Genomic DNA, 22,437 nt, shown 5'->3' on the forward strand with positions numbered 1-22,437 from the left:
GAGGCAGGATATTTTCCTCACACCTGATGATATGGACGTCGGCCGGCGTGAGTATCGCTCTGCGAGTTATTGAGACAAAGACTATTTATTAATAGTCACTCCGCCACGCGGACACTGATAACAACGCATTTCAGTTAGAGAAAAAATCGCGGAGTTTTAATCAAGATGAAATGGGCAATTGGATGTTTGGCGGGCGCATGCCTGATCTCGGGCTTGCACGCAGAGAGCGCCTCGCAAATGCCCGCGAGCCCGCCTGGCGCCGCGCCTCATTGGAGCTACGACGGGTCGAAAGGCCCCTCGCATTGGGCCGAGATCGACAAGGCGTTTCAGGCGTGTGAGAGTGGGAAGTCAGAATCGCCCGTCAACATCAACACGACGACAAAGGCGCCCCCGAACACGCCGAGAATTCAATTCTTCTACGAAGCGATGCCCGTGCATCTTCTCAATACGGGCCATGCCATTCAGTTCGGGGCTCAACCGAGTAAGGACTCGGTTACGCTTGCTGGCAGGCGCTATCAATTAATTCAGTTCCACTTTCATTCGCCCGGCGAAGAGCGTTTTGCCGGGCGTGCTTCGCCCATGGACATGCATCTCGTCCATGCAGATGCTGACGGCAAGCTGCTTGTCGTGGCAGTGCAGTTCATCGTCGGGCCCCGTCCGAACCCCGTGCTCGGAGCCCTGCTGCAAGACATGCCTCAACATGCCGGCGGCGAGACGATGGATAAAGCGGTCATGATCAATCCGTCCGGCCTGCTTCCAGAACCGACCTCGGGCTATTACACCTATTCGGGTTCGCTTACGACACCGCCTTGCAGTGAAGGCGTCACCTGGATCGAGCTCAAGGAGCCGGTGAGAATCAGCGCAGCACAGTTGAAGGCGATGCGTCGATTTTATTACCACAATCAGCGCCCCATACAGCCGCTGAATGGACGTGAAGTTATCGAAGTCGATTGAGGCAAAGCCCGTGTTGATCCAGAGATCCACGCGGACGCTGTGCGAGGTCGTCACGAGCCTGTCGGGAATCAATCCATCGGCGTGAAGAGACAGCGTCCCAAGATGCAACCGTCATCCACATCAAAACGGATCAGTGACTGATCATCCACGGCCGCCCCGCGGGTCGGCCCTTCACACCGCTCCCGTTCGACTTGCCGCAGCCGCAATTCGGACCATGCCGATGCCCTGCTGTGGCCGAACTCTTCGGTGCATGCGCACTGCGTTCGTTGGTGGCGAACGCATCGCGGCGCGCCTGCGGCATCAACGACAGCATGACGCCACCGGCCACGTCGCGACTCATGCTGGCGCCACAGCGCGGACAGGGATGCGGCGCATCGCGATCCGCGATGCGGCGCATCGCATCAACCGGTCCGCATGACGTACACAAGTATTGATAAAGAGGCATGGGATCGAACTCCTGCGCGATGCATACGGCGCATGCATCGCGCTCATCGACGGATTGAGCTTCAGGCCTTGTCCTGCGACAGCGGCAGATCAGCACCGCCCTTGACGTGCTTCGTCGGACCATCGGCGTTCGGCCGGATATCGAAGTCAAAGATCTGTGTCGGCAGCCATAGCGTGGCGCAGGCATTCGGAATGTCGACCACGCCGCTGATATGCCCCTGCACGGGCGCAGTGCCGAGAATCGAATACGCCTGCGCGCGCGTGTAGCCGAACTTGGTCAGATATTCGATCGCGTTCAGACACGCCTGCCGGTACGCGATATGCACATCGAGGTAATGCTGCTTGCCGGCTTCGTCGACGGATATGCCTTCAAAAATGAGGTAATCGTCATAGCGCGGCGTGATCGGGCTGGGCTTGAAGATCGGGTTCTTGATCCCGTACTTCGCCATGCCGTCCTTGATGACGCTCACGCGCATGTGCACCCAGCCGGCCATTTCAATCGCGCCGCAGAAGGTGATCTCGCCGTCTCCCTGACTGAAGTGGAGATCGCCGACCGACAGACCCGCGCCATCCACATACACCGGGAAAAAGATCTTCGAGCCGCGCGACAGGTCCTTGATATCGCAATTGCCGCCGTGTTCGCGCGGCGGCACCGTGCGCGCGCCTTCTGCCGCCGCTTTCTCGCGGCCATTGCCGCTGAGCTTGCCCATGTGCGCGGTGGCCGCGAACGGCGGATTCGCCAGCGGCGGCACGCGATCCGGCTGCGTCTTGATGAAGTCCACTTCGCGCTTGTTCCATTCCGCGAGCAACTTCGGATCAGGCAGACAGCCGATCAGCCCCGGATGAATCAAGCCGGCGAACGAGACATTGGGCACATGGCGTGAACTCGTGAACAAGCCATGAAAATCCCAGATCGATTTTTGCGCGAGCGGGAAGTGATCGGTCAGGAAGCCGCCGCCGTTCTTCTTCGAGAAGAAGCCGTTGAAGCCCCACTGACTGTCCTGCTTGGTGCCGATGTCGAGCAGGTCGACCACCAGCAGGTCGCCGGGCGCGGCGCCATGCACGCCGACCGGACCCGACAGGAAGTGCACGATGGAGAGGTCGATATCGCGCACGTCGTCGGCGGAATCGTTGTTCTGGATGAAGCCGCCGGTCCAGTCGTAGGTTTCGAGGATGAAGTCGTCGCCGGGCTTGACCCATGTGGCCATTGGAATGTCGGGATGCCAGCGGTTGTGAACCTGCTCGTTGTCGAATGCTGACTGTTTGAGGTCGACCTTGATGAGCGTTTCAGCCATGACACATGTCTCCTGGTTCGATCACACCGGCGCATGCACCGGCGCATGGACAGCGGTTCAACAGCAGGGCTAGCTCAACGTGCCGTTGAGCAGCAGGTAACCGGGCAGCCAGCCCGTGACGATCCCGGCGATGATGGTGACCGCGCCGGTCAGCTTGACGATCGGCCGCTGCAGGGCCAGCAGCACGAAGAAGAGCAGCCACAGGAACGCCCAGCCGAACCAGCACAGCGCGAACCACACGGACCACGTCGAGTTCGCGTGCGTGATCGAGTCGATCCCCACGGGAATGATCGTGAGCGCGACAAACAGGCTGAACCAGCCGAGCCCGCGTCCATCCGCGCCGTTGTAGCGGTTGATGGCCACCCAGAAATACGTGAAGGTGAACAGCAGCGTCAGCGCGGCGGCCTTGATCGATGCGGCATTGGCTCCCGCGCCGAACGCGAGCTTGAGCGAGGCAAGCAGGGTGATGCCGCCCGCGAAGACGTTGATGACCCAGATCTCGCGGTCGCCGATCCGTCCCAGCAGCCAGAGGCCGTTCAGGAAGAGCACTGCGCCGACGTAGAGCAGACATAAACCCAGCATGGCAATCTCCTGTCGCGCGGCGATACGGGAAATGAGGATGCAATCGGATGGAATCGGACTTGCGCCGATAGCCGTTGATCCGGCATGCCAAATGGTAGAAAGAGGGCGCGCGACGCGAATCCCCCGCGATGGGGATTTTGATTCGCCCAAACGGGTCAGGCGGGGTCAGGCGCGCTCACCCATTTGGGTGAGTCCGCTGAAGAAAGGAAGTCAGGAAGACAGGCAGACGCGCCCGTGCAGATGGACGAGTTCCATCTGACTGTGCGTGTCGGTTTTCTGGAAGATCTGCTTGAGATGACTGCGGGCGGTATTCTCGGAAATATGCAGCGCGAGCGCGGCATTCGCGATGGAATGTCCCGTCACGATCAACGCGTTCATGCGTGCCTGTGCAGGACTCAGCCCGAACTGACGCACGAACGCGCAGTCCGTGTGGTCGTCTTCGGCACAGGCATTGAGCGCCGTCACGATAGCCAGATGACGCGTCTCGCCGAGTTCGGCGCGGAACACGGGGCCCGCGCCGCGAATCGCGACCACCGCCGGCGCGGCGGATCCCGGTGCGGACAGCGACAGCACATGCGCGGCCTGCGCGTCATCGAACGTGCGGGCGCGGGTGGCGCTCACGATCGCGTCCTGCAACGCGCGGTCGTCCGCGCTGACCGCGGCGACCAGCCGTCCATGTTCGATGCGCAAGCCGGCCGCGCCCTCGCACGCGCGCTTCGCGCCGTCACTGCCGAACACGAGTTGCGCGTGTTCGTCGACCAGCATGGCCGCGCGCGCCTGGGCATTCACCATGCTCGTCAGCGCACGATTCATGTCCTCGGTTTCGCGCCGCCGCCAGCGAATATCCAGCGCCAGCGTCAGATGCGGCAACAGCGCCGCGAAGGCATGGCGTTCTCGCGTGCCGAAGCGCGGCTCCTCGGGTCCGCGATGCAGATCGAGGGTGTAGACCAGCGCATTGCGCCGCGCAATCACGCCGCACAGCCGGTGAAACAGACCGTGCGGCAGCAGCATGCCGCGATAGAAATCCGTCTTGACCAGCTCGCGATTGGAGAGCAATTCATCGCCGGACAGCACGCGGCCTTCGCGATAGGCATCGCTTGAAAGAAACCACGGATTGTTCGCTGAATGATCGGCCAATGCCTCGCACAGACGCGGGTCGGGCGGCGCGGCATACAGCGCGCGCGCTTCGCGCGTGGCGAAGCTGTGTTGCGCGAGCGCGGCCCAGCGCACCTGAAACTGCGCCCGGATGCGCGCCAGCACGCCCGACCAGGCCTCGTCGGAGTCGCCTGCGGCGTGAACGTGATAGATGAGATCGTCGCTTGCGACCGGTGCAACGACGCTGGGCATCAGCGGCGTCATGGCGACTCCGTTGCGCAGAGTGAAGGTTGCGGGAGCCTCGCAGTACGGCTCGGTTCGAGCTTCGTCAGTCTTGGCAGTCTTGCCTGCAAGGTCAATCGGAACAAACCCGGCAGGCCCGTTGCAGCTGGCTTGCGGCAAGGCTTCTTTAAGCGAATAATCGAGCGCGTCAGGCACGGGCCTGATCGGCCGGCGAACCGTCATGCGAATCAAACGCGACTATCAATCCTGGGTGGCGAACGAAACACTGGAAGATTACGCGTTGCGCTATGCCGCAAGTTCGTATCGCAAGTGGTCGCCCGCGTTGCTCGCCAACACGGCGCTCGGCGGCATTTCGTTTCTCGCGCTCGAAGCCATCGGCGCGAGCATCACGCTCAGTTTCGGCTTTCACAACGCGTTCCCCGCCATTCTCGTGGTCTGTGCGCTGATCTTCCTGGTGAGCGTACCCATCGCCTTCTATTCGAGCGAAGCCAATGTCGATATCGACCTGCTCACGCGCGGCGCGGGCTTCGGCTATGTCGGCTCGACCATCACGTCGCTGATCTACGCATCGTTCACCTTCATCTTCTTCGCGCTCGAAGCTGCGATCCTGGCGCAGGCGCTCGAACTGGCCGTGGGCATGAACATCGTGATCGGCTATCTGCTGTCATCCTTGCTGATCATTCCGCTGGTGTTCTTCGGCGTCACGCTCATCAATCAGCTGCAACGCTGGACGCAGCCGCTCTGGGCCGTGCTGCTCATCGCGCCTTTCGTCTTCGTGCTGGTTCAGGATCCGGGCGTGCTGCATCGATGGGCTGCGTTTCCGGGCGTCAATGCGGCGTCGCATGGCGGGGGCATCGATTTGCTGCTGTTCGGTTCGGCGGCGGGCGTGCTGTTTTCGCTGATGGGGCAGATCGGCGAGCAGGTCGATTATCTGCGCTTCCTGCCCGATCGCACCGAGAAGAACCGCGCATCGTGGTGGTCGGCGATGCTGGCGGCCGGTCCCGGATGGATCGTGGTCGGCGGACTCAAGCTGTTGGCGGGCAGTCTGCTCGCCGTGCTCGCGTTGCAGGACGGTGTGTCGCCCGTCGATGCCGTCGTGCCCGTGCATCTGTACGTGACCGCGTACCGGCATGTGTTCGACAGCCCCGCGCTCGCGCTGGCGGTCGCTGTGGTGTTCGTCGTGATCTCGCAGGTGAAGATCAACGTGACCAATGCGTATGCCGGCTCGCTGGCATGGTCGAACGTGTTTGCGCGGCTCACGCACTATCATCCGGGACGCGTGGTGTGGCTGGTCTTCAACGTGATGATCGCGCTGCTGCTCACCTTGCTCGGCATCTTCAAGACGCTCGAAACCGTGCTGAGCGTGTATTCGAATCTCGTGATCGCGTGGCTCGGCGCGCTGGTCGCCGATCTCGTCGTGCTCAAGCCGCTTGGGGTCAGTCCGCGGCGCATCGAGTTCAAGCGCGCGCACTTGTATCAGGTGAACCCGGTGGGCTGCGGCGCGATGCTGATTGCCTCGGTGGTGTCGACCTGCGCGTTCGCGGGCCTGTTCGGCGATGTTGCGCGCGCGTATTCCGCCTTCATCGCGCTGCTGCTGGCGTTTGCGAGCGCCATCGTCATTGCGTATGCCACGGGCGGACGCTACTACATCGCCCGCGCCGATGTTCGCTATGCCGAGGTGCCGCGCAACGAACTCGTGCGCTGCTGTATCTGCGAACGTGACTACGAAGCCGCCGACATGGCGTGGTGTCCGTTCAATCAAGGCTCGATCTGCTCGCTGTGCTGCGGGCTCGACACGCATTGCCGCGACCGCTGCAAGCATCCGGCTGCGGGTGTCGCGCCCACTATATCCGTCGACACACCCGGACCCGGCACGCTCGCGCCGCATTTCGGGCGACGCATCGGCCGCTTCTTCGGACTTTTCGTGATCGCGTCGACGGCGACCGGCGCGGTCTTCCTGCTCTCGTTCCGCCTGATCGACATTGCCGGCGAATTCGCACGCGTGCAGATTGAGGGCGTGCTGCTGCACACGTATGCGGCCACGCTGCCCTTGCTTGCCTTCGGCGCGTGGTGGATCGTGCTGTCGCAGGAAAGTCGCGAGCTTGCGCAGGCCGATCTGCTGCAGTCGTTACACAATCTCGAAGCCACGCGCAAGCATCTGGTCGAATCGGAGAAGATGGCGTCGCTCGGCGGTCTGGTGGCGGGCGTCGCGCATGAGATCAATACGCCGGTCGGCATCGTGGTGAGCGCGGCGTCGTATCTGCGTGACCGGACGGAGAGCGTCGGCGCGAGTCTTGCGCGCCAGGAACTGACCGCCGACGCGCTCGACGCCTTTCTGCGCGATGCAGGTCAATCCACGCGCCTCATGCTGTCGAACGCGGATCGTGCGGCGCGCCTCGTGCAGAGCTTCAAACAGATTGCAGTCGATCAGGTGAGCGAGGCGCGGCGCCACTTCGATCTCGGCGACTATATCCGCGAGACCGTGGTGAGCGTGGAGCCGAAAATGCGCGGCACGCGGGTGTCGCTGCGCGTGGAATGTCGCGCGGGGATCGTGATGGATTCGTTCCCCGGACCGCTCGCGCAAGTGCTGACCAATCTGATCGTCAATTCACTCACGCATGCCTTCGCGCCGGGTGAGACGGGACATATCGTCATTTCGGCGCGGCGCAGGGACGATGAGATTGTCATCGAACATGAGGACGATGGCTGCGGCATTCCCGATGCGCTGCACGAGCGCATTTTCGAACCGTTCTTCACGACGCGGCGCGGCGCGGGCGGCAGCGGCCTTGGCTTGCATCTGGCCTATGCGCTGGTGGCGCGCGCGCTCGGCGGCACGCTTGAAGTACGCAACGCAGTGCCACGCGGCGCGGTCTTCGTGCTGACCTTGCCGCGCGTGGTGCGCGTGCCGGACAGCGCGGCGCCGGGCCTGACCGGAGGCACGTCATGAGCGCGTCGACCTGGTTGCGCCGCGCGCCGCCACCGGCCCAGACGCCGGATGGCGGACCGCTTGCGCCACCGTGGCGCGTGCTGCTGGTGGACGATGCGCCCGAAGTGCATGAAGTCACGCGTCTCGTGCTCGCGGACACGGCGTTCTCGGGCAAGAGCATCGCGTTGTCGAGCGTGCATTCGGCGGCCGAAGCACGCGCGTGGCTGGCCGCGCATCCGGGCACCGCGCTGATCCTGCTCGATGTCGTGATGGAGGCCGACGACGCCGGCCTGCAACTCGTGCGTCACATCCGCGAGGTGCTGCGCGACCGCGACGTGCAGATTGTCCTGCGCACCGGCCAGCCCGGCATGGCGCCCGAACGCGATGTGATCGCGCGCTACGACATCAACGGTTACTACCTGAAGACCGAATTGACCGCGCAGAAGCTGACGTCGATCGTCGTGACCGGCCTGCGCGCCTACGAAACGATCCGCACCTTGCGCGAGGCCAATGCGCATCGCGAAACGCCGCATGCGGTGGACGGCGCGCGGCGCGAGCGTATCGGCGCTGAACTCGGAGAGGCGCTGCGCCAGGGCGCGGTCACGGTGCGGGCGTTGCCGCAAGTCGAACTGAACTCGGGCGTGGTGCGCGCCGTCGAGCTGAAGTGCGAATGGATGACGAGCGAAGGGCCGCTCGACACCGCGGGCATCGCGGCGATGATCGACGATGATGCGCTTCTTGGATCGCTCGATGCATGGATGCTTGAACGCGCGTGTGCGTTGGCGCGGTCCTATCGCGATGCAAACAAGGCGCCCGCGCCGCGCGTGTCGCTTCCGCTGGTCTCGATGCGGCACGACGACAGTCTCACGCAAGCCTTCGCTACGTGCGTGAGTGCAGCGGGCATCGACGGCCGTGCGCTCGATCTGCAAGTCAGCAGCGAGACGCTTGCTGCGCGCCGCGTCGCTGCACGCGCGTTGCAGGCGATGGGCGTGTCGATCACGCTGACGGATCTCGGCCTCGACCGCATCGCGCTCGCCGACTTGCAGGCGCTGCAACCGGATCGCATCAAGATTCACGCGCGCTTCGTGAGGGACGTGACGCGTGACAGCGAGCGTGCGGTCGTGGCGCGGGCGATCGTTGCGCTGGCGCATACGCTGGGTGTTGTCGCGATTGCGGAAGGTGTGTCGAGCAGCGATGATCTGCAGTTCTTCCGCTGGGAAGGATGCGATCTCGGGCAGGGTGACGCGCTCGACGAGGGTTCGAAGCAATAACGACAACAAAGAGGACGTCAGCAATTGGGACAGGCATATTCGAACTGGTTTGTGCGGGCGCGGCTGAAGACGCGCCAATTGCTTCTGCTGGCCGCGATGGAGGAAGAGGGCAATGTCCGGCGCGCGGCCGATGTGCTCGGCATGACGCAGCCGGCCGCGTCGCGCTTGCTGAAGGAACTCGAGGACGTGCTGGAGGTGCGGCTGTTCGATCGCACGCCGCACGGCATGCAGGCGACGCTCTATGGCGAAGTGATGATCCGGCATGCGCGCATGGTGCTGTCGAACCTCAACAAGGCGCAAGAGGAAATCGCCGCGTTGCGGGCCGGTCTGGTCGGTCAGGTCCGTCTCGGCGTGATTGCGGCGGCAGCGGCCAGAATGGTGCCGCTCGCCATTGGCCGCGTGAAGGCGGCGTATCCTCAACTCCAGATCTGGCTTCAGGTCGAGACGTCGGATGTGATGCTGCCGCTGGTCGCGCAGGGGCAGCTCGACATCATGATCGGCCGCGTGCTCGAACAGCACGGACAGCTTCAGCATGCCGTGCACTATGCGCCGATCGCCGATGAGCCGCTCTGCGTCGTCGTGCGGCCGGGGCATCCGCTGGAAGAGGCATCGGACCTGACGTTGCGCGGCATCGTCGATGCCGAATGGGTGCTGCATCCGCCCGGCAGCGTGCTGCGGCACCGGATCGACATGGCGTTCGCGGAGCTGGGATTGAACGCGCCGCAGAACGTCGTCAATACGAACAACTTCCTGGCGATCTCCAGCCTGTTGCTGCAGAGCGATATGCTGGCTGTGGTGCCCGATGAAGTCGCACGTCAGTATGAACGGTTTGGAACGCTGAAACGTCTTGCCATCGACCTGCCTTGCAGAATGGATACGTTTGGCATCATCACGCGTGGCACGCCCTCGCTGTCGCCGGCCGAGACTGTCGTTCTTCAGGCATTGCGCGACGCTGCCGCCGAAGTCTATGGCGTCCCCGCGGAAGCGCCCTTCGCGTGACCTTCCCCGCGTTTTCCCGTATATCAAGCCTGGTATCGAGAACGTCGAATAAGTGATTGGACCGCTATGGGTGGCCGAGGCTAACCTTGCGCAGGGCTCACCCAGGGCCCGCGACCCCGGACTTCGAGCCGCGGCATAGATGATCCATCAGGAGACGACAATGAAACAGACCCGGCGCACGGTCCTTGGCGCAATGCTTGGTTCGGTCCTGTTAATCGCTGCGAGCGTGAATGCCCACGCCGAGGACAAACCCATCACGCTCGGTTTCGCACAGGTCGGCGCGGAAAGCGCGTGGCGCACCGCCAATACGGTGTCGGTGAAAGCGGCGGCGAAAGACGCAGGCATCAACCTGAAGTTTTCCGATGCCCAGCAAAAGCAGGAGAACCAGATCAAGGCGATTCGCTCGTATATCGCGCAGAAAGTCGATGTCATCGCGTTCTCTCCGGTCGTCGAATCCGGCTGGGAGCCCATTCTGATCGAAGCGAAGAACGCGAAGATTCCCGTGATCCTGACGGACCGCAATATCGATGTCAAAGACAAGTCGCTCTATGTGACGATGATCGGTTCCGACTTCCTCGAAGAGGGTCGTCGCGGCGGCAAGTGGCTGGAGGAACGTTACAAGAACGACAAGGGGCCGATCAACATCGTCGAATTGCAGGGCACGGTGGGATCCGCGCCGGCCAATGACCGCCGCGCGGGCTTGCTCGAAGTCATCAAGAACGATCCGAAGTTCAAGGTCATCGCTTCGCAGAGCGGCGACTTCACGCTCGCCGGCGGCAAGCAGGTGATGGAAGCCTTCGCGAAGACCTACGGCAAGCAGATCAACGTCGTCTATGCGCATAACGACGACATGGCGCTCGGCGCGATCCAGGCGATGGAAGAAGCCGGCATGAAGCCGGGCAAGGACGTGACCGTAGTGTCCTTCGATGCAACCAAGGGCGGTTTCGAAGCCATGGTGGCGGGCAAGATCAACGTCGACGTGGAATGCAGTCCCTTGCTCGGGCCGCAGTTGATGAGCGCGGTGAAGGAGGTGGTGGCGGGCAAGCAGTTGCCGAAGCGCATCGTGACCGAGGAGACGATCTTCCCGATGAGTGTCGCCGCCCAGACGCTGCCGCAGCGGAAATACTGAGCGTTCAAACTGTCGTGCAGGTCCATCGCGCCTGATGAGTTCAGGGCGATGGACGACCGGATTCCTCTTTCGGCGAGACACATGACCGACGCTCCCGTGGTCGAAACGATCGGCCTGTCCAAGTCTTTTCCCGGCGTGCGCGCATTGCATCAGGTTGACTTCCGTTTGTACGCGGGCGAGATCCATACCCTGATGGGACAGAACGGCGCGGGCAAATCGACGCTGATCAACGTGCTGACGGGCGTCCACGAGCACGACGCGGGCGAGATCCGCCTCGGTGGCTGCCCCGTGCATTTCTCCGCGCCGCTCGAGGCCGAAGCGGCCGGCATCCAGACGCTGTATCAGGAAGTCAATCTCTGTCCTAACTTGTCGGTGGCGGAAAACATGTTTGCGGGGCGTCAGCCGAAGCGGCATGGCGTCATCGACTGGAAGACGATTCACGAGCGGGCGCACACGGCGCTCGCGAATCTGAACGTGTCGGTGGATGTGACTCAATCGCTCGACACGTATCCGATCGCCGTGCAGCAGATGGTGGCCATTGCGCGGGCGTTATCGGTCGACGCGCGCGTGCTCATTCTCGACGAACCCACGTCCAGTCTCGACGACGGTGAAGTCACGCGGCTCTTCGACGTGCTGCGCAGACTGCGCGACGCGGGCCTCGCAATACTTTTCGTCACGCACTTTCTCGAACAGACCTACGCGATATCCGACCGCATCACGGTCATGCGCAATGGCGAGCGCGAAGGCGAATATCTCGCGAAGGAGTTGCCCGTCGAACGGCTGGTCTCGAAGATGGTGGGACACGAGCGCATGACCGAGCGTCTGCAACGCGCCGCGACCGAACCTGCGGTTCAGCAGACCATGGCTGCGCCGTTTCTCGAGATGCGCGGCGCGGGACGGCGCGGCTTGATGAATCCCGTCGATATCGAGGTACAGCCCGGCCAGATACTCGGGCTGGCGGGTCTGCTCGGTTCGGGCCGTACCGAAACCGCGCGTCTGCTGTTCGGCGCGGAACGTCCGGATGCGGGCGCGATGCACATCGGCGGCAAGCCGGTGAGGCTGCATTCCCCGCGCGATGCGGTGCATCACGGCATCGGCTACTGTCCGGAAGACCGCAAGAAGGAGGGCATCGTCGCCGATCTCTCGATACGCGAGAACATCATCCTCGCGGTGCAGGCGCGGCGCGGCCTGTGGCGCTGCATCGGCCGGGCGAAGCAGCGCGAGATCGCCGATGAATACATCGAGCGGCTTGGCATCAAGGCGCGCGATGCTGAACAGCCCATCGGCCTGCTGTCGGGCGGCAATCAGCAGAAAGTGCTGCTCGCGCGCTGGCTCGCGACCGACCCGAAGATGCTGATTCTCGATGAACCGACGCGCGGCATCGACGTGGCCGCGAAGTTCGAGATCATGGATCGCGTGCTTGCGCTCTGCGCGAAGGGACTCTCCATTCTGTTCATCTCGTCGGAAGTGAGTGAGGTGGTGCGCGTGAGTCACCGGATCGCGGTGCTGCGCGACCGCCGCAAGGTCGCTGAAGTGGCGGGTCATACGGCGTCGGAAGACGAGGTGTACCGGCTCATTGCGGGAGGAACGGAATGAACAGGATCAGGACGATATTCCAGCATCCGCTTGTGTGGCCTTGCGTGACGCTGATCGCACTCTGTCTGCTCGATCTGACGCACAACGCGCACTTCCTTTCCATTACTTTGCTCGACGGACACCTGTTCGGCGCGCCCATCGACATCCTGAATCGCGCGGCGCCGCTGGTGCTCGTGTCGCTTGGCATGACGCTCGTGATTGCCACGCGCGGCATCGACATCTCGGTGGGCGCGATTGTCGCGATCGCGGGCGCGACGGCCGCCATGATCCTCGCCGACGATCCGTCGCGCGTGACGCTCGCCATCGTGGCGGCGCTGTTGGTCGGCGTGCTCGCGGGCATGTGGAACGGCTTGCTGGTGGCGTTCATCGGCATGCAGCCGATCATCGCGACGCTCATCCTGATGGTGGCCGGGCGCGGCGTCGCGCAGCTGCTGACGGGCGGTCAGATCATCCCGATCGGCGCGAAAGGATATCTGCTTGTGGGAGGCGGTTATCTGGCGAGCGTGCCTTGTTCTGTGTGGGTTGCATCGGGTGCGCTCGTGCTGACCGCGTTGCTGGTCAATCGCACGGCGCTCGGGTTGTTCATCCGGGCGATCGGCGTCAATCCGGTCGCCACGCGGCTGGCGGGTTTGCGTTCTAGCATAATCGTGTTCGGCGTCTACGCGTTCTCCGGTCTGACGGCGGCGCTGGCGGGCGTGCTCGCCAGTTCGAACGTGCGCAGTGCCGACGGCAACAACGCGGGCCTCCTGCTCGAACTCGATGCGATCCTGGCGGTCACGCTCGGCGGGACCTCGTTGCTTGGCGGGCGTTTCAGCCTTGCCGGCACGGTGCTCGGCGCGCTGATCATCCAGACGCTCACCTACACGACCTATTCGATCGGCGTGCCGCCTGAAGCGACGCTCGTCGTGAAGGCGGCGGTCGTGCTGGTGGTCAGCGTGATCCAGTCGGCGACCGCGCGCGCCGTGTTGCTTCGGCAGTTGAAGCGGGTCTTGCCTGCCGTATCGAAAGCGCCGCTCGCGGAGGCCTCCAAATGAAGCGTTTTTTTGACCGCGTGACTGACCCGCGCATCTTGCCGATCGTCGTCACGGTCGTCCTGTTCGCGGCGCTGTTCGGCTTTGGTTCGGTGATGTACACCGGCTTCTTCTCGCTACAGGTGTTGCTTGGATTGTTGATCGACAACGCCTTTCTTTTGATTGTCGCGATCGGCATGACGTTTGTCATTGTGTCGGGCGGCATTGACTTGTCGGTGGGCTCGGTCGTTGCGTTGACAACTATCTTGTGCGCCGTGTGCGCCGAAAAGCTGCATTGGCCGGTGTGGATCATCGTGCCGCTGGTGCTTGGGGCGGGCACGCTGTACGGCGCGGCGATGGGCGCGCTCATTCATTTCTTCCGGCTGCAGCCTTTCATCGTCACGCTGGCGGGCATGTTTCTCGCGCGCGGCGCGTGCTTTCTCATCACGACGCAATCCATCACCATCAACGATCCGACGTTTCATGCCCTGTCGGGCTTTCATCTCGATGTGGGCGGGGCGTCGCTCACGGCGGGCGCGCTGATCGCCGTTGCGACGTTGTTCGCGGCGATCTTCGTCGCGCACTTCACGCGCTTCGGACGCAACGTGTACGCGGTGGGCGGCAATGAACGCTCCGCGTTGCTGATGGGCTTGCCGGTCGCGCGCACGAAGGTCGGTGTGTATGCGCTGAGCGGGTTCTGCTCCGCGCTCGGCGGCGTGGTGTTCACGCTGTATGTGCTGTCGGGATATGGACTGCAAGGGCAGGGCATGGAACTGGACGCGATTGCCGCGACGGTGATTGGCGGCACGCTGTTGACGGGCGGCGTGGGCTATGTGATCGGCTCGGTGTTCGGCGTGGGCATACTCGGCACGATCCAGACCTTGATCACGTTTGACGGCACGCTGAGCTCGTGGTGGACGCGCATTGTGATCGGCGCCTTGCTGTGCGCCTTCTGCCTGCTGCAGAGAGTAATCGAGCGGCATGCGGCCCGTCGCAAATCGGGCGGTACGACGTTGGGCGAGGGGCTGAAGCCGGGCAAGACGCGTCGGCCGTTGCCGCCGGATGCAACGAGCGAGGCCGAGCCGCTCGCGATGGCGCCACGGACCTGAACGGCCTCGACACTTTCGGGAAGATCGACCATGTCTGACAAGAAACGCGTGCTCCGTTCCGCTCAATGGTTCGGCAGCGCCGACAAGAACGGCTTCATGTACCGAAGCTGGATGAAGAACCAGGGCATTCCGGATCACGAATTCGACGGCAGGCCGGTCGTGGGGATCTGCAATACGTGGTCGGAACTCACGCCGTGCAATGCGCATTTCCGCAAGATTGCGGAGCATGTGAAGCGTGGGGTGTACGAGGCGGGCGGTTTTCCGGTTGAGTTTCCGGTGTTCTCGAATGGCGAATCGAACCTGCGCCCGACCGCGATGCTCACGCGCAACCTCGCCGCGATGGACGTGGAAGAAGCCATTCGCGGCAATCCGATCGATGCGGTCGTGCTGCTCACGGGTTGCGACAAGACCACGCCGGCGCTGCTGATGGGTGCGGCCAGTTGCGACGTTCCGGCGATCGTCGTGACGGGCGGCCCGATGCTCAACGGCAAGCTCGATGGCAAGAACATTGGCTCGGGCACGGCGGTGTGGCAACTGCATGAGTCGTTGAAGGCGGGCGAGATCGACCTGCATCAGTTCTTGTCGGCGGAGGCGGGCATGTCGCGCTCGGCGGGCACTTGCAACACGATGGGCACTGCGTCGACGATGGCGTGCATGGCCGAGGCGCTTGGGACCTCGCTGCCGCACAACGCAGCGATTCCGGCGGTTGATGCGCGCCGTTACGTGCTTGCGCACGTGTCGGGCATCCGCATCGTGAAGATGGCGCTGGAAGGCCTCACGCTCTCGAAGATTCTGACGCGCGCGGCCTTCGAGAACGCGATCCGGGTGAACGCGGCGATTGGTGGCTCGACGAACGCGGTGATTCATTTGAAGGCGATTGCGGGGCGCATTGGCGTGCCGCTGGAACTGGAGGACTGGACGCGGATTGGCCGGGACACGCCGACGATTGTGGATCTGATGCCGTCGGGGCGTTTTCTGATGGAGGAGTTTTATTACGCGGGCGGATTGCCGGCTGTGCTGCGGCGGTTGGGCGAGGCGGGACTGCTGCCGCATCCGGATGCGCTGACGGTGAATGGCAGGACGTTGTGGGACAACGTGAAGACTGCGCCGAATACGAACGACGAGGTGATCCGCACGCTTGACAATGCGTTGATCGACGATGGCGGCATTCGTGTGCTGCGAGGCAATCTGGCGCCGCGTGGTGCGGTGTTGAAGCCATCGGCGGCGAGTCCGGAGTTGCTGAAGCATCGCGGCCGCGCGGTTGTGTTTGAGAACCTGGAACATTTCAAGGAGCGCATTGTTGATGAATCGCTGGATGTGACGAGGGATTCTGTGTTGGTGCTGAAGAATTGTGGTCCGAGGGGATATCCTGGCATGGCGGAGGTGGGCAACATGGGATTGCCGCCGAAGTTGCTGCGTGACGGCGTGAAGGACATGGTGCGGATTTCCGACGCGCGGATGAGCGGCACGGCGTATGGCACGGTGGTGTTGCACGTGGCGCCGGAGGCGGCGGCGGGCGGGCCGCTAGCTGCTGTGCGTGACGGTGACTGGATCGAACTGGATTGTGATGCGGGCACGTTGCATCTTGACGTTGGCGAAGAAGAGCTGGCGCGCCGCATGAGGGATCATCGGCCGCCGCGTGTGCATGGGGATGGCGGCTACGCGCGGCTTTATGTTGATCATGTATTGCAGGCGGATGAGGGCTGCGACCTTGATTTCCTTGTGGGTTGCCGGGGCGCTGCGGTGCCGCGGCATTCGCATTGACAGGTTTCTGAGTCTGGCAAAAAAGGAGTCTTGACGCGGACTCGGACGGCCGGGACAAACTTGCGAAGGCACGTGGGCTCGATGGTTTTCCCTTGCAGACCTTGCGGCGGCGCGTAGCGCTGAGCTGGGGCTTTAAGCACCTGTACTAGTTTGTTGATGTCCACGGGTTTCCCTTGCGGACCTTGCGGCAGCGCGTAGCGCTGAGCCGGAGCATGCAAGGGCTGCACCAGTGTGTTCAATGGCGCGATGTCACGGTGGGTCCGCGATCCAAGCCCGGTGAGGCCTATGAGGGCACTCGCTACTGCCGGGCCAGAAACAAGGTTCTGTGCTGCGCCCGTGTGATGACTTTGGGCGGGAAGAAAAGCTGCTTTCTTTGGTGACTTTCTTTGCAGCCGCAAAGAAAGTTACCCCCGCCCCGGGGAGGGGCAGCCCCAATACCCCGACGCGCCCAAGGGCAATCCACGAAAGAGGGTGCCGCAGCGAACCTGTGCCCTACGCAAACCTTAATGCGCAAGAATCCCCATAGCCTGTTTCTTGAGCTCGAGAAAATGCGGATCAAAGGCGGCTTGCGGCGTACGAGGCCGCTCGAGCTCGATCGGCACATCCAACGCGACCCTCCCCGGCCGGGAAGACAACACCACCAACCGCGTCCCGAGCAGAATCGCCTCATCGATATCATGCGTAATGAACACGATAGTGCAATGCAGCTGATCCCAAAGCGAGGTCAAGAACGTCTGCATGGCGCTGCGCGTTTGCGCATCGAGGGCGCCGAAGGGCTCGTCCATCAGCAGGACCTTGGGTTTCATGACGAGCGCACGAGCGATGGCGACCCGCTGCTGCATCCCGCCGGATAGTTCATACGGCTTATGCCGAGCGAAGTTCTCGAGCCCGATGGTCCGCAGGATGTCGGCGGAGGCCTTCCGCCGCTCGGCCTTGGAAACCGAGTGAAGCGAGAGACCGAACTCAATATTCTCCTCGACGTTGAGCCAGGGAAACAACCCTGCCTGCTGAAACACGACAACACGATCTTCGCCGGGCTGATCCTTGATTTCGCCGTCGATATGAATGCTGCCGCGAGAAGGCGAAGTCAGACCTGCGAGAAGATGCAGCAAAGTCGTCTTGCCGCAGCCAGAAGAACCGAGCACGGTGACGAACTCGCCGCCTTGAAACTGCAGATTGATGTTCTCGAGGGCGGAGGTTCCGCCGAAGGTCTTGTAGAGCGAATCGATGAGGATAGTCAAGTCCGTCTCCTGCCTGGCGAGTAAGTTGTCAGCGGCACGCTAGAGCGTGCCCAATCCAGCACCTTCAATGCGCCAGCGATTGCGAATACTGCGGCGCGACGTTGATCTCGAAGCTCGACGGCACCGTCTGGATACGGCCGATCGAATTCAGCACCTTGGCGGTATTCACGAGCGTCTCATACGTCGCCGAAGTCTTCACGCCGGCCCCCGAGCCCATGACATTCGGCGTGGTCTGATCGGCGCCGGAAAAAAGCTCGTAGCCGGCCAGCTCGCTCTTCGCGACATCCACGCTGACGCCGGTCTGGCGAGCCATCTCGGCGATGGCCTTGTCCGGGTCCTTCTTCGTGATCTGATAACCCTCGTCGAGCGCGGCGACGAAGCCGCGCACGAGATCCGGATGAGCCTTCGCCCAGTCCGCGTTGGCAATGCAGACGTTGTAGCTGGATGAGCTGCGCGGCAGATCGCCGTCGGTCTTGATCGCCTTGCCGCCGGCCGCGCGCAACGCGCTGAACACGGGATCCCAGACGATGGCTGCGTCGATCGAGTTCGTCACCCACGAGGTGCGCATCTGCGGCGGCGCCATGTTGATCTGGGTCACGGACGTATAGGGCACGTGTGCCTCGGCGAGGAAGGTCGCCAGTTCGAAGGAGGCCTGCGAGCCTGCGACGATCGCGATCTTCTTGCCCTGCAAACCGGCGACGTCGCGGATGCCGCTGTCGGACTTGACCACGATGCCGGCCGCATTCGTGTACCGTTCCTGGTTGTACACGATGGTCATCGGCAAGCCCTGCGCGATCGCCGTGACGAGCGGCGGAACGCCCAGACCGCACATGAACGAGAGGCTGTTCGACGCCAGCGCGCTCATGGCCGCCGGTCCCGAGCTGAAGAGCTTGTACTCGACATCCGCATTCATGTGACGTTCGAACAGATGCTCCGCCATCGACACCATGTAGGGGTCGGCGCCGTTGTCCTCGTAGCCGATGATGACCTGCGGCTTGCCCTCTGCACCGGCGGCGGCGGCGAACAGCACACTGCCGATCAACAGGGCGGCGGTCACGGCTTGATTCGGGCGTTTCGTTTTCATGTCTGGTCTCCGTTGAGGGTGTGGGTTTTCAGTCGTGCCCGCGCCACGGCACGATCCAGTTTTCGAGCTGGCGAATCACGAGTTCCATGGCGTAGCCGATCACCCCGATCACGATGATGCCCACGATGACAACGGCCACCTGCAGCGCCTGCCCGGCGAACTGCACGAGCCAGCCGAGCCCGCTGCTGGCAGCGATCAGTTCGGCGGCGACGAGGCAGGTCCAGGCCACGCCGATCCCGACACGCATCGAGGTGAAGATCTCGGGCATCGCTGAAGGCAGAACGATCCTGCGGAAGATTTGCGCGTTGGTGGCGCCCAGGGTGCGAGCCACGGAAATGCGCAGCGGCGGCGTGCTTTTGACGCCCGACATGGTGCCGATGATGATGACCGGGATGGTGCCGACGAGAATCAGAATGGCCTTCGGCAATTCGCCGATGCCGAACCACACCACCAGAAGCGGGATATAGGCGAGCGGCGGCACGGGACGGATGAACTGCAGCAGCGGGTCGATGATGTCAAAAACGATTTTGCTGCGGGACATCAAAAGCCCGATGGGCACGCCGATCGCGACCGCGCCGACGAAGCCGATAAGGATGCGAAAGCAGCTGATCAGAATGTCGCCGATCAGCGACTGGCCGCCGTAGCCGTTGCGCAGAATGTCGACGAACGCCTGCCAGACCGCCACCGGCGAAGGCAGCGCGAACGCGGGGAAGACGCCGGCCATCGATATGGCCTGCCACAGCAGGACCGCGATGATCAGCACGGCGCTGGTCAACCAATAGGAATTCAGGCGTGGGCGCAGGCGACGACGCTGTTTGACCTCCGGCGTGCGCGGCGCCGTGGCAGGCTCGATCGTCTTGCCGTGGTCGGGTAGGGCTCTCACTCTCACTGCCGTCTCCTCAGTTTCAGAATCGAATGTCCGGGACGCAGCGTGCGCGTCGACATGCCGTCGGTCGCGCACACTGGTGAATCACGCGGGCCGCCAGGGGCTCAAGCATCCCGCAAAAGGAAAGCCATTCAAGAACAAGAAAGCAGAGAGCGGGTGTGATTCCCGGAACGGTACGCCAAAGTGCTGCTGGCCAAAAATAGACTCGGCGGCGGCTTGCACCTTTTTGAGGCTTTCTCGGGGAACTCGATTGCAAACTCGCTGGTTTGATCAAGCATCTTCAAACAATAATCGAGCCGGTAGTGCCAGGCTGGAGGATCTGATAGGTCCAGCCAGGGCGGGGTCTGGGAGCGGGGCGCGCGAACGTCAGTCGGCTTGAGCGCCTGCTGGTACCGGCGGATTCGTCCGGTTGGCGGCCTGTGACAGCCCGATCGAGCCATTCCCATCCCGCTTGCCCCTAGCTGGAGTTCCGGCGAGTTCGTGCTGCATAACGATCCGTTAGAATGGCCGCGCGCGGCGCCCCTGTCCGCGAACGCGGAGAAGGATGGATGTTGACGCCTGCTTCCGTCACGTCACTCACAGCAACGCGTACTGATAGGCGCCTCACCGTTTCGCTACCTTGAGTCACGACTTTCCGGGTTGATCGATTGCGGGATCGCCCGGATTTCATCCTGCACGCTCGATATCGAAGCACTCGATCAGGGGCTCAGCAATCGCGCCGGAATCATGAGATCGCGCGCCCGGAATGACGAGTCCCGAACCCGCATTTCCAGTAAAGCAAGCCATTGGGTCTGCGCGGCAAGCACGAGGCGCAGGTGCTTCCGTGTGCCACCGCCCGCCATACAGTCGCGCACCCTCCCGGCAAAACTGCTCGCGCATTTCAACCCGGTATCGCCCGTACGAGGTGCTTACAAAAGTTTTCGCTTTACCCGCCGTTAATAGCAATCTGTCAGTCAAATTAAAAGAATGAGCACAGATGAGCACCAGCATGTCCGCCCAGACCCTGGCTTCCAGGGCGATTGCGCCGATCATCGCCTTAACCCTGGTCGCAACTTCGCTGCTGGCCGGATGCGGCGGTGGCGACGGACAGCCGGATCCGCTCGCGACCTACAAGAGCCAACCTATTGCCTGGGCCCCGTGCAACGCGGAACAGACCGATGGAATACCCGCGCTCACCGTGAGCGCGCTAGGTTCCGACCTGAGTTGCGCGGAACTCAGGGTACCGATCGACTACGCGCACCCCACTGCCGGTGACCTCACCATCGGCGTGATGCGCGTGGCTGCGGCCGCACCGAAGGAGCGCGTCGGCGCCATTCTCTTCAACCCCGGCGGACCGGGCGGTGACGGCTATCAGTTCGGGGCGCTCAAGGCGAGTCTGGCGCGCCTCGTCAATCCGGCGAATGGCGGTTACCACGGTCTCTATGACATGTCGCGCAAATTCGATTTCGTCGGCTTCTCGCCGCGCGGGGTCGGCCGGAGTACCCGGCTCGAGTGCTCGATGTCCGCCTCTTTCCAGCACCTCGACTGGCTGCCGAACCATCTGACGCAGGAGAACATCGACCGCGCGCTGTACAACGACCGGCTCTATGCCGAAGCGTGTCGGTCAGTGCCGCTCGCGCCGTTCATCAACACCGACGCCACCGCCCGCGACATGGACGTCCTGCGTGCCGCGCTCGGCGACGCCAGGCTCAACTACATCGGCTATTCCTACGGCACGCTGCTCGGTGCGTGGTATGCGGCCTTGTTTCCGCAACAGACGGGACACATGGTGCTCGACAGTTCCGTGGACTACGACATGCCGTTGCCGCTGCAGTCGCAGGCCGTCGCGCAGCAGAAACTCTACGACGACACCCTTTCGCTCTACGCCTTCACCAAGGTCGATCAGGTCGCGCTGCCCAATACGCTGGCGGGCATCCGCTCGATTTTCACCGACGCGCCCGACTGGTCGCGTTACTTCCTCGCGTACCACCTGTATCAGGTGATGCCGTACCACAGCGCCGTCGACGGTGTGATCGTCGTCATGGCGGCGGCCCATGCGATCACACAGACGAGTGCACTGCACCTGACGCCCGATGACTACTTCGAGGCCTTGTCCCAGCGCGTCTACTTCCCCTACGACAAGCACTTCGACGAGGCCGCGAGAAAGATCGCAACCGATTCAACCTCCGAGTACTACGAGTCCGTGACGGGCGACCACTCGCACATCTCGGCGCCGACGGACTGGGTCAATGCGACGGTGCGCTGTTCGGACGCACCGGTGTCGACGAACCCGGCGTACTGGGTCAGCCGCGCGCAGGTCATCACGCGTGAAGCGCCGATCGCCCGCAGTTCCGACCTGGAAAATCCGTGCATCTACTGGGGGCCGGTCACGGTTGCCAAGCCCGCGCTGTCGAACGCAGCGAAGTCGGCCCCGCCGATTCTCATGTTGCAGGCCGAGAACGACATGCTGACGCCGCTGGCCGGCGCGCAGGCCACGCTTTCCGCCTTGCCTTCCGCGAGCATGATCCTCGTGAACGGCGAGTACACGCATGGCTTGTTTCCGTACGGAACCGCCTGCGTCGATACGAACGTTGCCAACTACTTCTTGACCGGCGCGATGCCGCCACGCAACACCGCTTGTGCAGGTTATCTGCTGCCGGGCGCGGTGGCGGACGCATCGGATACCTCGGACATCGCGGGTGCCTCGGCCAGACGTGCTTTGGGCAATTCGTTCACCGATCCCGAGCAGGCCCAGGACATTCTCGAGCGTACCCGCGCAATCATGCGGACGCATGGTTGAGCACTCTGCTGCAATCCCTTTCATTCACAA

The 22,437-nt window shown here is 62.9% G+C and carries 17 protein-coding genes; 10 read left to right on the forward strand and 7 right to left on the reverse strand.

The window, feature by feature from the left end; all coding sequences use genetic code 11:
* Nucleotides 1-165 precede the first annotated feature (165 nt).
* Complete coding sequence (locus QCE88_RS17985; RefSeq protein WP_309904550.1) at nucleotides 166-954, forward strand: carbonic anhydrase family protein; 789 nt, start codon at nucleotides 166-168, stop codon at nucleotides 952-954.
* Nucleotides 955-1,084: 130 nt separating this feature from the next.
* Here the strand turns inward: QCE88_RS17985 and QCE88_RS17990 are convergent, their stop codons facing one another.
* From QCE88_RS17990 to QCE88_RS18005, 4 genes are all read right to left on the reverse strand, one after another.
* On the reverse strand, nucleotides 1,085-1,399 hold the full coding sequence (locus tag QCE88_RS17990; protein WP_309904552.1) for a zinc ribbon domain-containing protein: 315 nt from the start codon (nucleotides 1,397-1,399) through the stop codon (nucleotides 1,085-1,087).
* A gap of 61 nt (nucleotides 1,400-1,460) precedes the next feature.
* The gene (fmdA, locus tag QCE88_RS17995) at nucleotides 1,461-2,693 is read right to left on the reverse strand and encodes a formamidase (RefSeq protein ID WP_309904555.1); all 1,233 of its coding nucleotides are present in this window, start codon (nucleotides 2,691-2,693) and stop codon (nucleotides 1,461-1,463) included.
* Nucleotides 2,694-2,762: 69 nt separating this feature from the next.
* Nucleotides 2,763-3,275 carry an AmiS/UreI family transporter gene (locus QCE88_RS18000; RefSeq protein WP_309904557.1) on the reverse strand — a complete coding sequence of 171 codons (513 nt, stop codon included), beginning with the start codon at nucleotides 3,273-3,275 and terminating at the stop codon, nucleotides 2,763-2,765.
* 210 nt (nucleotides 3,276-3,485) lie between these two features.
* Complete coding sequence (locus tag QCE88_RS18005) at nucleotides 3,486-4,634, reverse strand: helix-turn-helix transcriptional regulator (protein WP_309904559.1); 1,149 nt, start codon at nucleotides 4,632-4,634, stop codon at nucleotides 3,486-3,488.
* A gap of 199 nt (nucleotides 4,635-4,833) precedes the next feature.
* Between QCE88_RS18005 and QCE88_RS18010 the strand changes: the two genes are divergently transcribed.
* The 8 genes from QCE88_RS18010 to QCE88_RS18045 all read left to right on the forward strand — a co-directional run bounded on the left by QCE88_RS18010 (nucleotide 4,834) and on the right by QCE88_RS18045 (nucleotide 16,417).
* A complete protein-coding gene (locus tag QCE88_RS18010) occupies nucleotides 4,834-7,560 on the forward strand; it encodes an ATP-binding protein (RefSeq protein WP_309904561.1) in 2,727 nt (908 codons plus the stop codon).
* Entirely contained in the window at nucleotides 7,557-8,810 is a 1,254-nt protein-coding gene (locus tag QCE88_RS18015; protein WP_309904563.1) for an EAL domain-containing protein, read from the forward strand. The genes QCE88_RS18010 and QCE88_RS18015 overlap by 4 nt, the downstream gene beginning before the upstream one ends.
* 24 nt (nucleotides 8,811-8,834) lie before the next feature.
* Nucleotides 8,835-9,809 carry a LysR family transcriptional regulator gene (locus tag QCE88_RS18020; protein ID WP_309904566.1) on the forward strand — a complete coding sequence of 325 codons (975 nt, stop codon included), beginning with the start codon at nucleotides 8,835-8,837 and terminating at the stop codon, nucleotides 9,807-9,809.
* Between the two features lie 193 nt (nucleotides 9,810-10,002).
* Nucleotides 10,003-10,938: an ABC transporter substrate-binding protein gene (locus QCE88_RS18025; RefSeq protein WP_409018187.1), complete on the forward strand. Its 936-nt coding sequence runs from the start codon at nucleotides 10,003-10,005 to the stop codon at nucleotides 10,936-10,938.
* Nucleotides 10,939-11,019: 81 nt separating this feature from the next.
* Nucleotides 11,020-12,534, forward strand: a complete 1,515-nt coding sequence (locus QCE88_RS18030) for a sugar ABC transporter ATP-binding protein (RefSeq protein ID WP_309904570.1) — start codon at nucleotides 11,020-11,022, stop codon at nucleotides 12,532-12,534.
* Entirely contained in the window at nucleotides 12,531-13,568 is a 1,038-nt protein-coding gene (locus tag QCE88_RS18035) for an ABC transporter permease (RefSeq protein ID WP_309904573.1), read from the forward strand. The genes QCE88_RS18030 and QCE88_RS18035 overlap by 4 nt, the downstream gene beginning before the upstream one ends.
* A complete protein-coding gene (yjfF, locus tag QCE88_RS18040) occupies nucleotides 13,565-14,653 on the forward strand; it encodes a galactofuranose ABC transporter, permease protein YjfF (RefSeq protein WP_309904575.1) in 1,089 nt (362 codons plus the stop codon). The genes QCE88_RS18035 and yjfF overlap by 4 nt, the downstream gene beginning before the upstream one ends.
* Nucleotides 14,654-14,683: 30 nt before the next feature.
* A complete protein-coding gene (locus QCE88_RS18045; RefSeq protein ID WP_309904578.1) occupies nucleotides 14,684-16,417 on the forward strand; it encodes an IlvD/Edd family dehydratase in 1,734 nt (577 codons plus the stop codon).
* Nucleotides 16,418-16,920: 503 nt separating this feature from the next.
* On the opposite strand, the gene QCE88_RS18050 is transcribed toward QCE88_RS18045, so the two are convergent.
* From QCE88_RS18050 to QCE88_RS18060, 3 genes are all read right to left on the reverse strand, one after another.
* Complete coding sequence (locus QCE88_RS18050; protein WP_309904580.1) at nucleotides 16,921-17,658, reverse strand: ABC transporter ATP-binding protein; 738 nt, start codon at nucleotides 17,656-17,658, stop codon at nucleotides 16,921-16,923.
* A 64-nt stretch (nucleotides 17,659-17,722) separates the two neighbouring features.
* The gene (locus tag QCE88_RS18055) at nucleotides 17,723-18,742 is read right to left on the reverse strand and encodes an ABC transporter substrate-binding protein (RefSeq protein ID WP_309904582.1); all 1,020 of its coding nucleotides are present in this window, start codon (nucleotides 18,740-18,742) and stop codon (nucleotides 17,723-17,725) included.
* Between the two features lie 28 nt (nucleotides 18,743-18,770).
* Nucleotides 18,771-19,631 carry an ABC transporter permease gene (locus tag QCE88_RS18060; RefSeq protein WP_309904584.1) on the reverse strand — a complete coding sequence of 287 codons (861 nt, stop codon included), beginning with the start codon at nucleotides 19,629-19,631 and terminating at the stop codon, nucleotides 18,771-18,773.
* 985 nt (nucleotides 19,632-20,616) lie between these two features.
* On the opposite strand from QCE88_RS18060, the gene QCE88_RS18065 reads away from it, so the two are divergent.
* Complete coding sequence (locus QCE88_RS18065; RefSeq protein WP_309904586.1) at nucleotides 20,617-22,407, forward strand: alpha/beta hydrolase; 1,791 nt, start codon at nucleotides 20,617-20,619, stop codon at nucleotides 22,405-22,407.
* Nucleotides 22,408-22,437: the final 30 nt, after the last annotated feature.

This window comes from Caballeronia sp. LZ035, assembly GCF_031451175.1.
GTDB lineage: Bacteria > Pseudomonadota > Gammaproteobacteria > Burkholderiales > Burkholderiaceae > Caballeronia.

Bases quoted from the DNA above. Each gene is read 5' to 3' on its own strand.
- QCE88_RS17985 (WP_309904550.1), top strand. From the start codon at position 166: ATGAAATGGGCAATTGGATGTTTGGCGGGCGCATGCCTGATCTCGGGC.
- QCE88_RS17990 (WP_309904552.1), bottom strand. From the start codon at position 1,399: ATGCCTCTTTATCAATACTTGTGTACGTCATGCGGACCGGTTGATGCG.
- fmdA (WP_309904555.1), bottom strand. From the start codon at position 2,693: ATGGCTGAAACGCTCATCAAGGTCGACCTCAAACAGTCAGCATTCGAC.
- QCE88_RS18000 (WP_309904557.1), bottom strand. From the start codon at position 3,275: ATGCTGGGTTTATGTCTGCTCTACGTCGGCGCAGTGCTCTTCCTGAAC.
- QCE88_RS18005 (WP_309904559.1), bottom strand. From the start codon at position 4,634: ATGACGCCGCTGATGCCCAGCGTCGTTGCACCGGTCGCAAGCGACGAT.
- QCE88_RS18010 (WP_309904561.1), top strand. From the start codon at position 4,834: ATGCGAATCAAACGCGACTATCAATCCTGGGTGGCGAACGAAACACTG.
- QCE88_RS18015 (WP_309904563.1), top strand. From the start codon at position 7,557: ATGAGCGCGTCGACCTGGTTGCGCCGCGCGCCGCCACCGGCCCAGACG.
- QCE88_RS18025 (WP_409018187.1), top strand. From the start codon at position 10,003: ATGCTTGGTTCGGTCCTGTTAATCGCTGCGAGCGTGAATGCCCACGCC.
- QCE88_RS18030 (WP_309904570.1), top strand. From the start codon at position 11,020: ATGACCGACGCTCCCGTGGTCGAAACGATCGGCCTGTCCAAGTCTTTT.
- QCE88_RS18035 (WP_309904573.1), top strand. From the start codon at position 12,531: ATGAACAGGATCAGGACGATATTCCAGCATCCGCTTGTGTGGCCTTGC.
- yjfF (WP_309904575.1), top strand. From the start codon at position 13,565: ATGAAGCGTTTTTTTGACCGCGTGACTGACCCGCGCATCTTGCCGATC.
- QCE88_RS18045 (WP_309904578.1), top strand. From the start codon at position 14,684: ATGTCTGACAAGAAACGCGTGCTCCGTTCCGCTCAATGGTTCGGCAGC.
- QCE88_RS18055 (WP_309904582.1), bottom strand. From the start codon at position 18,742: ATGAAAACGAAACGCCCGAATCAAGCCGTGACCGCCGCCCTGTTGATC.
- QCE88_RS18065 (WP_309904586.1), top strand. From the start codon at position 20,617: ATGTCCGCCCAGACCCTGGCTTCCAGGGCGATTGCGCCGATCATCGCC.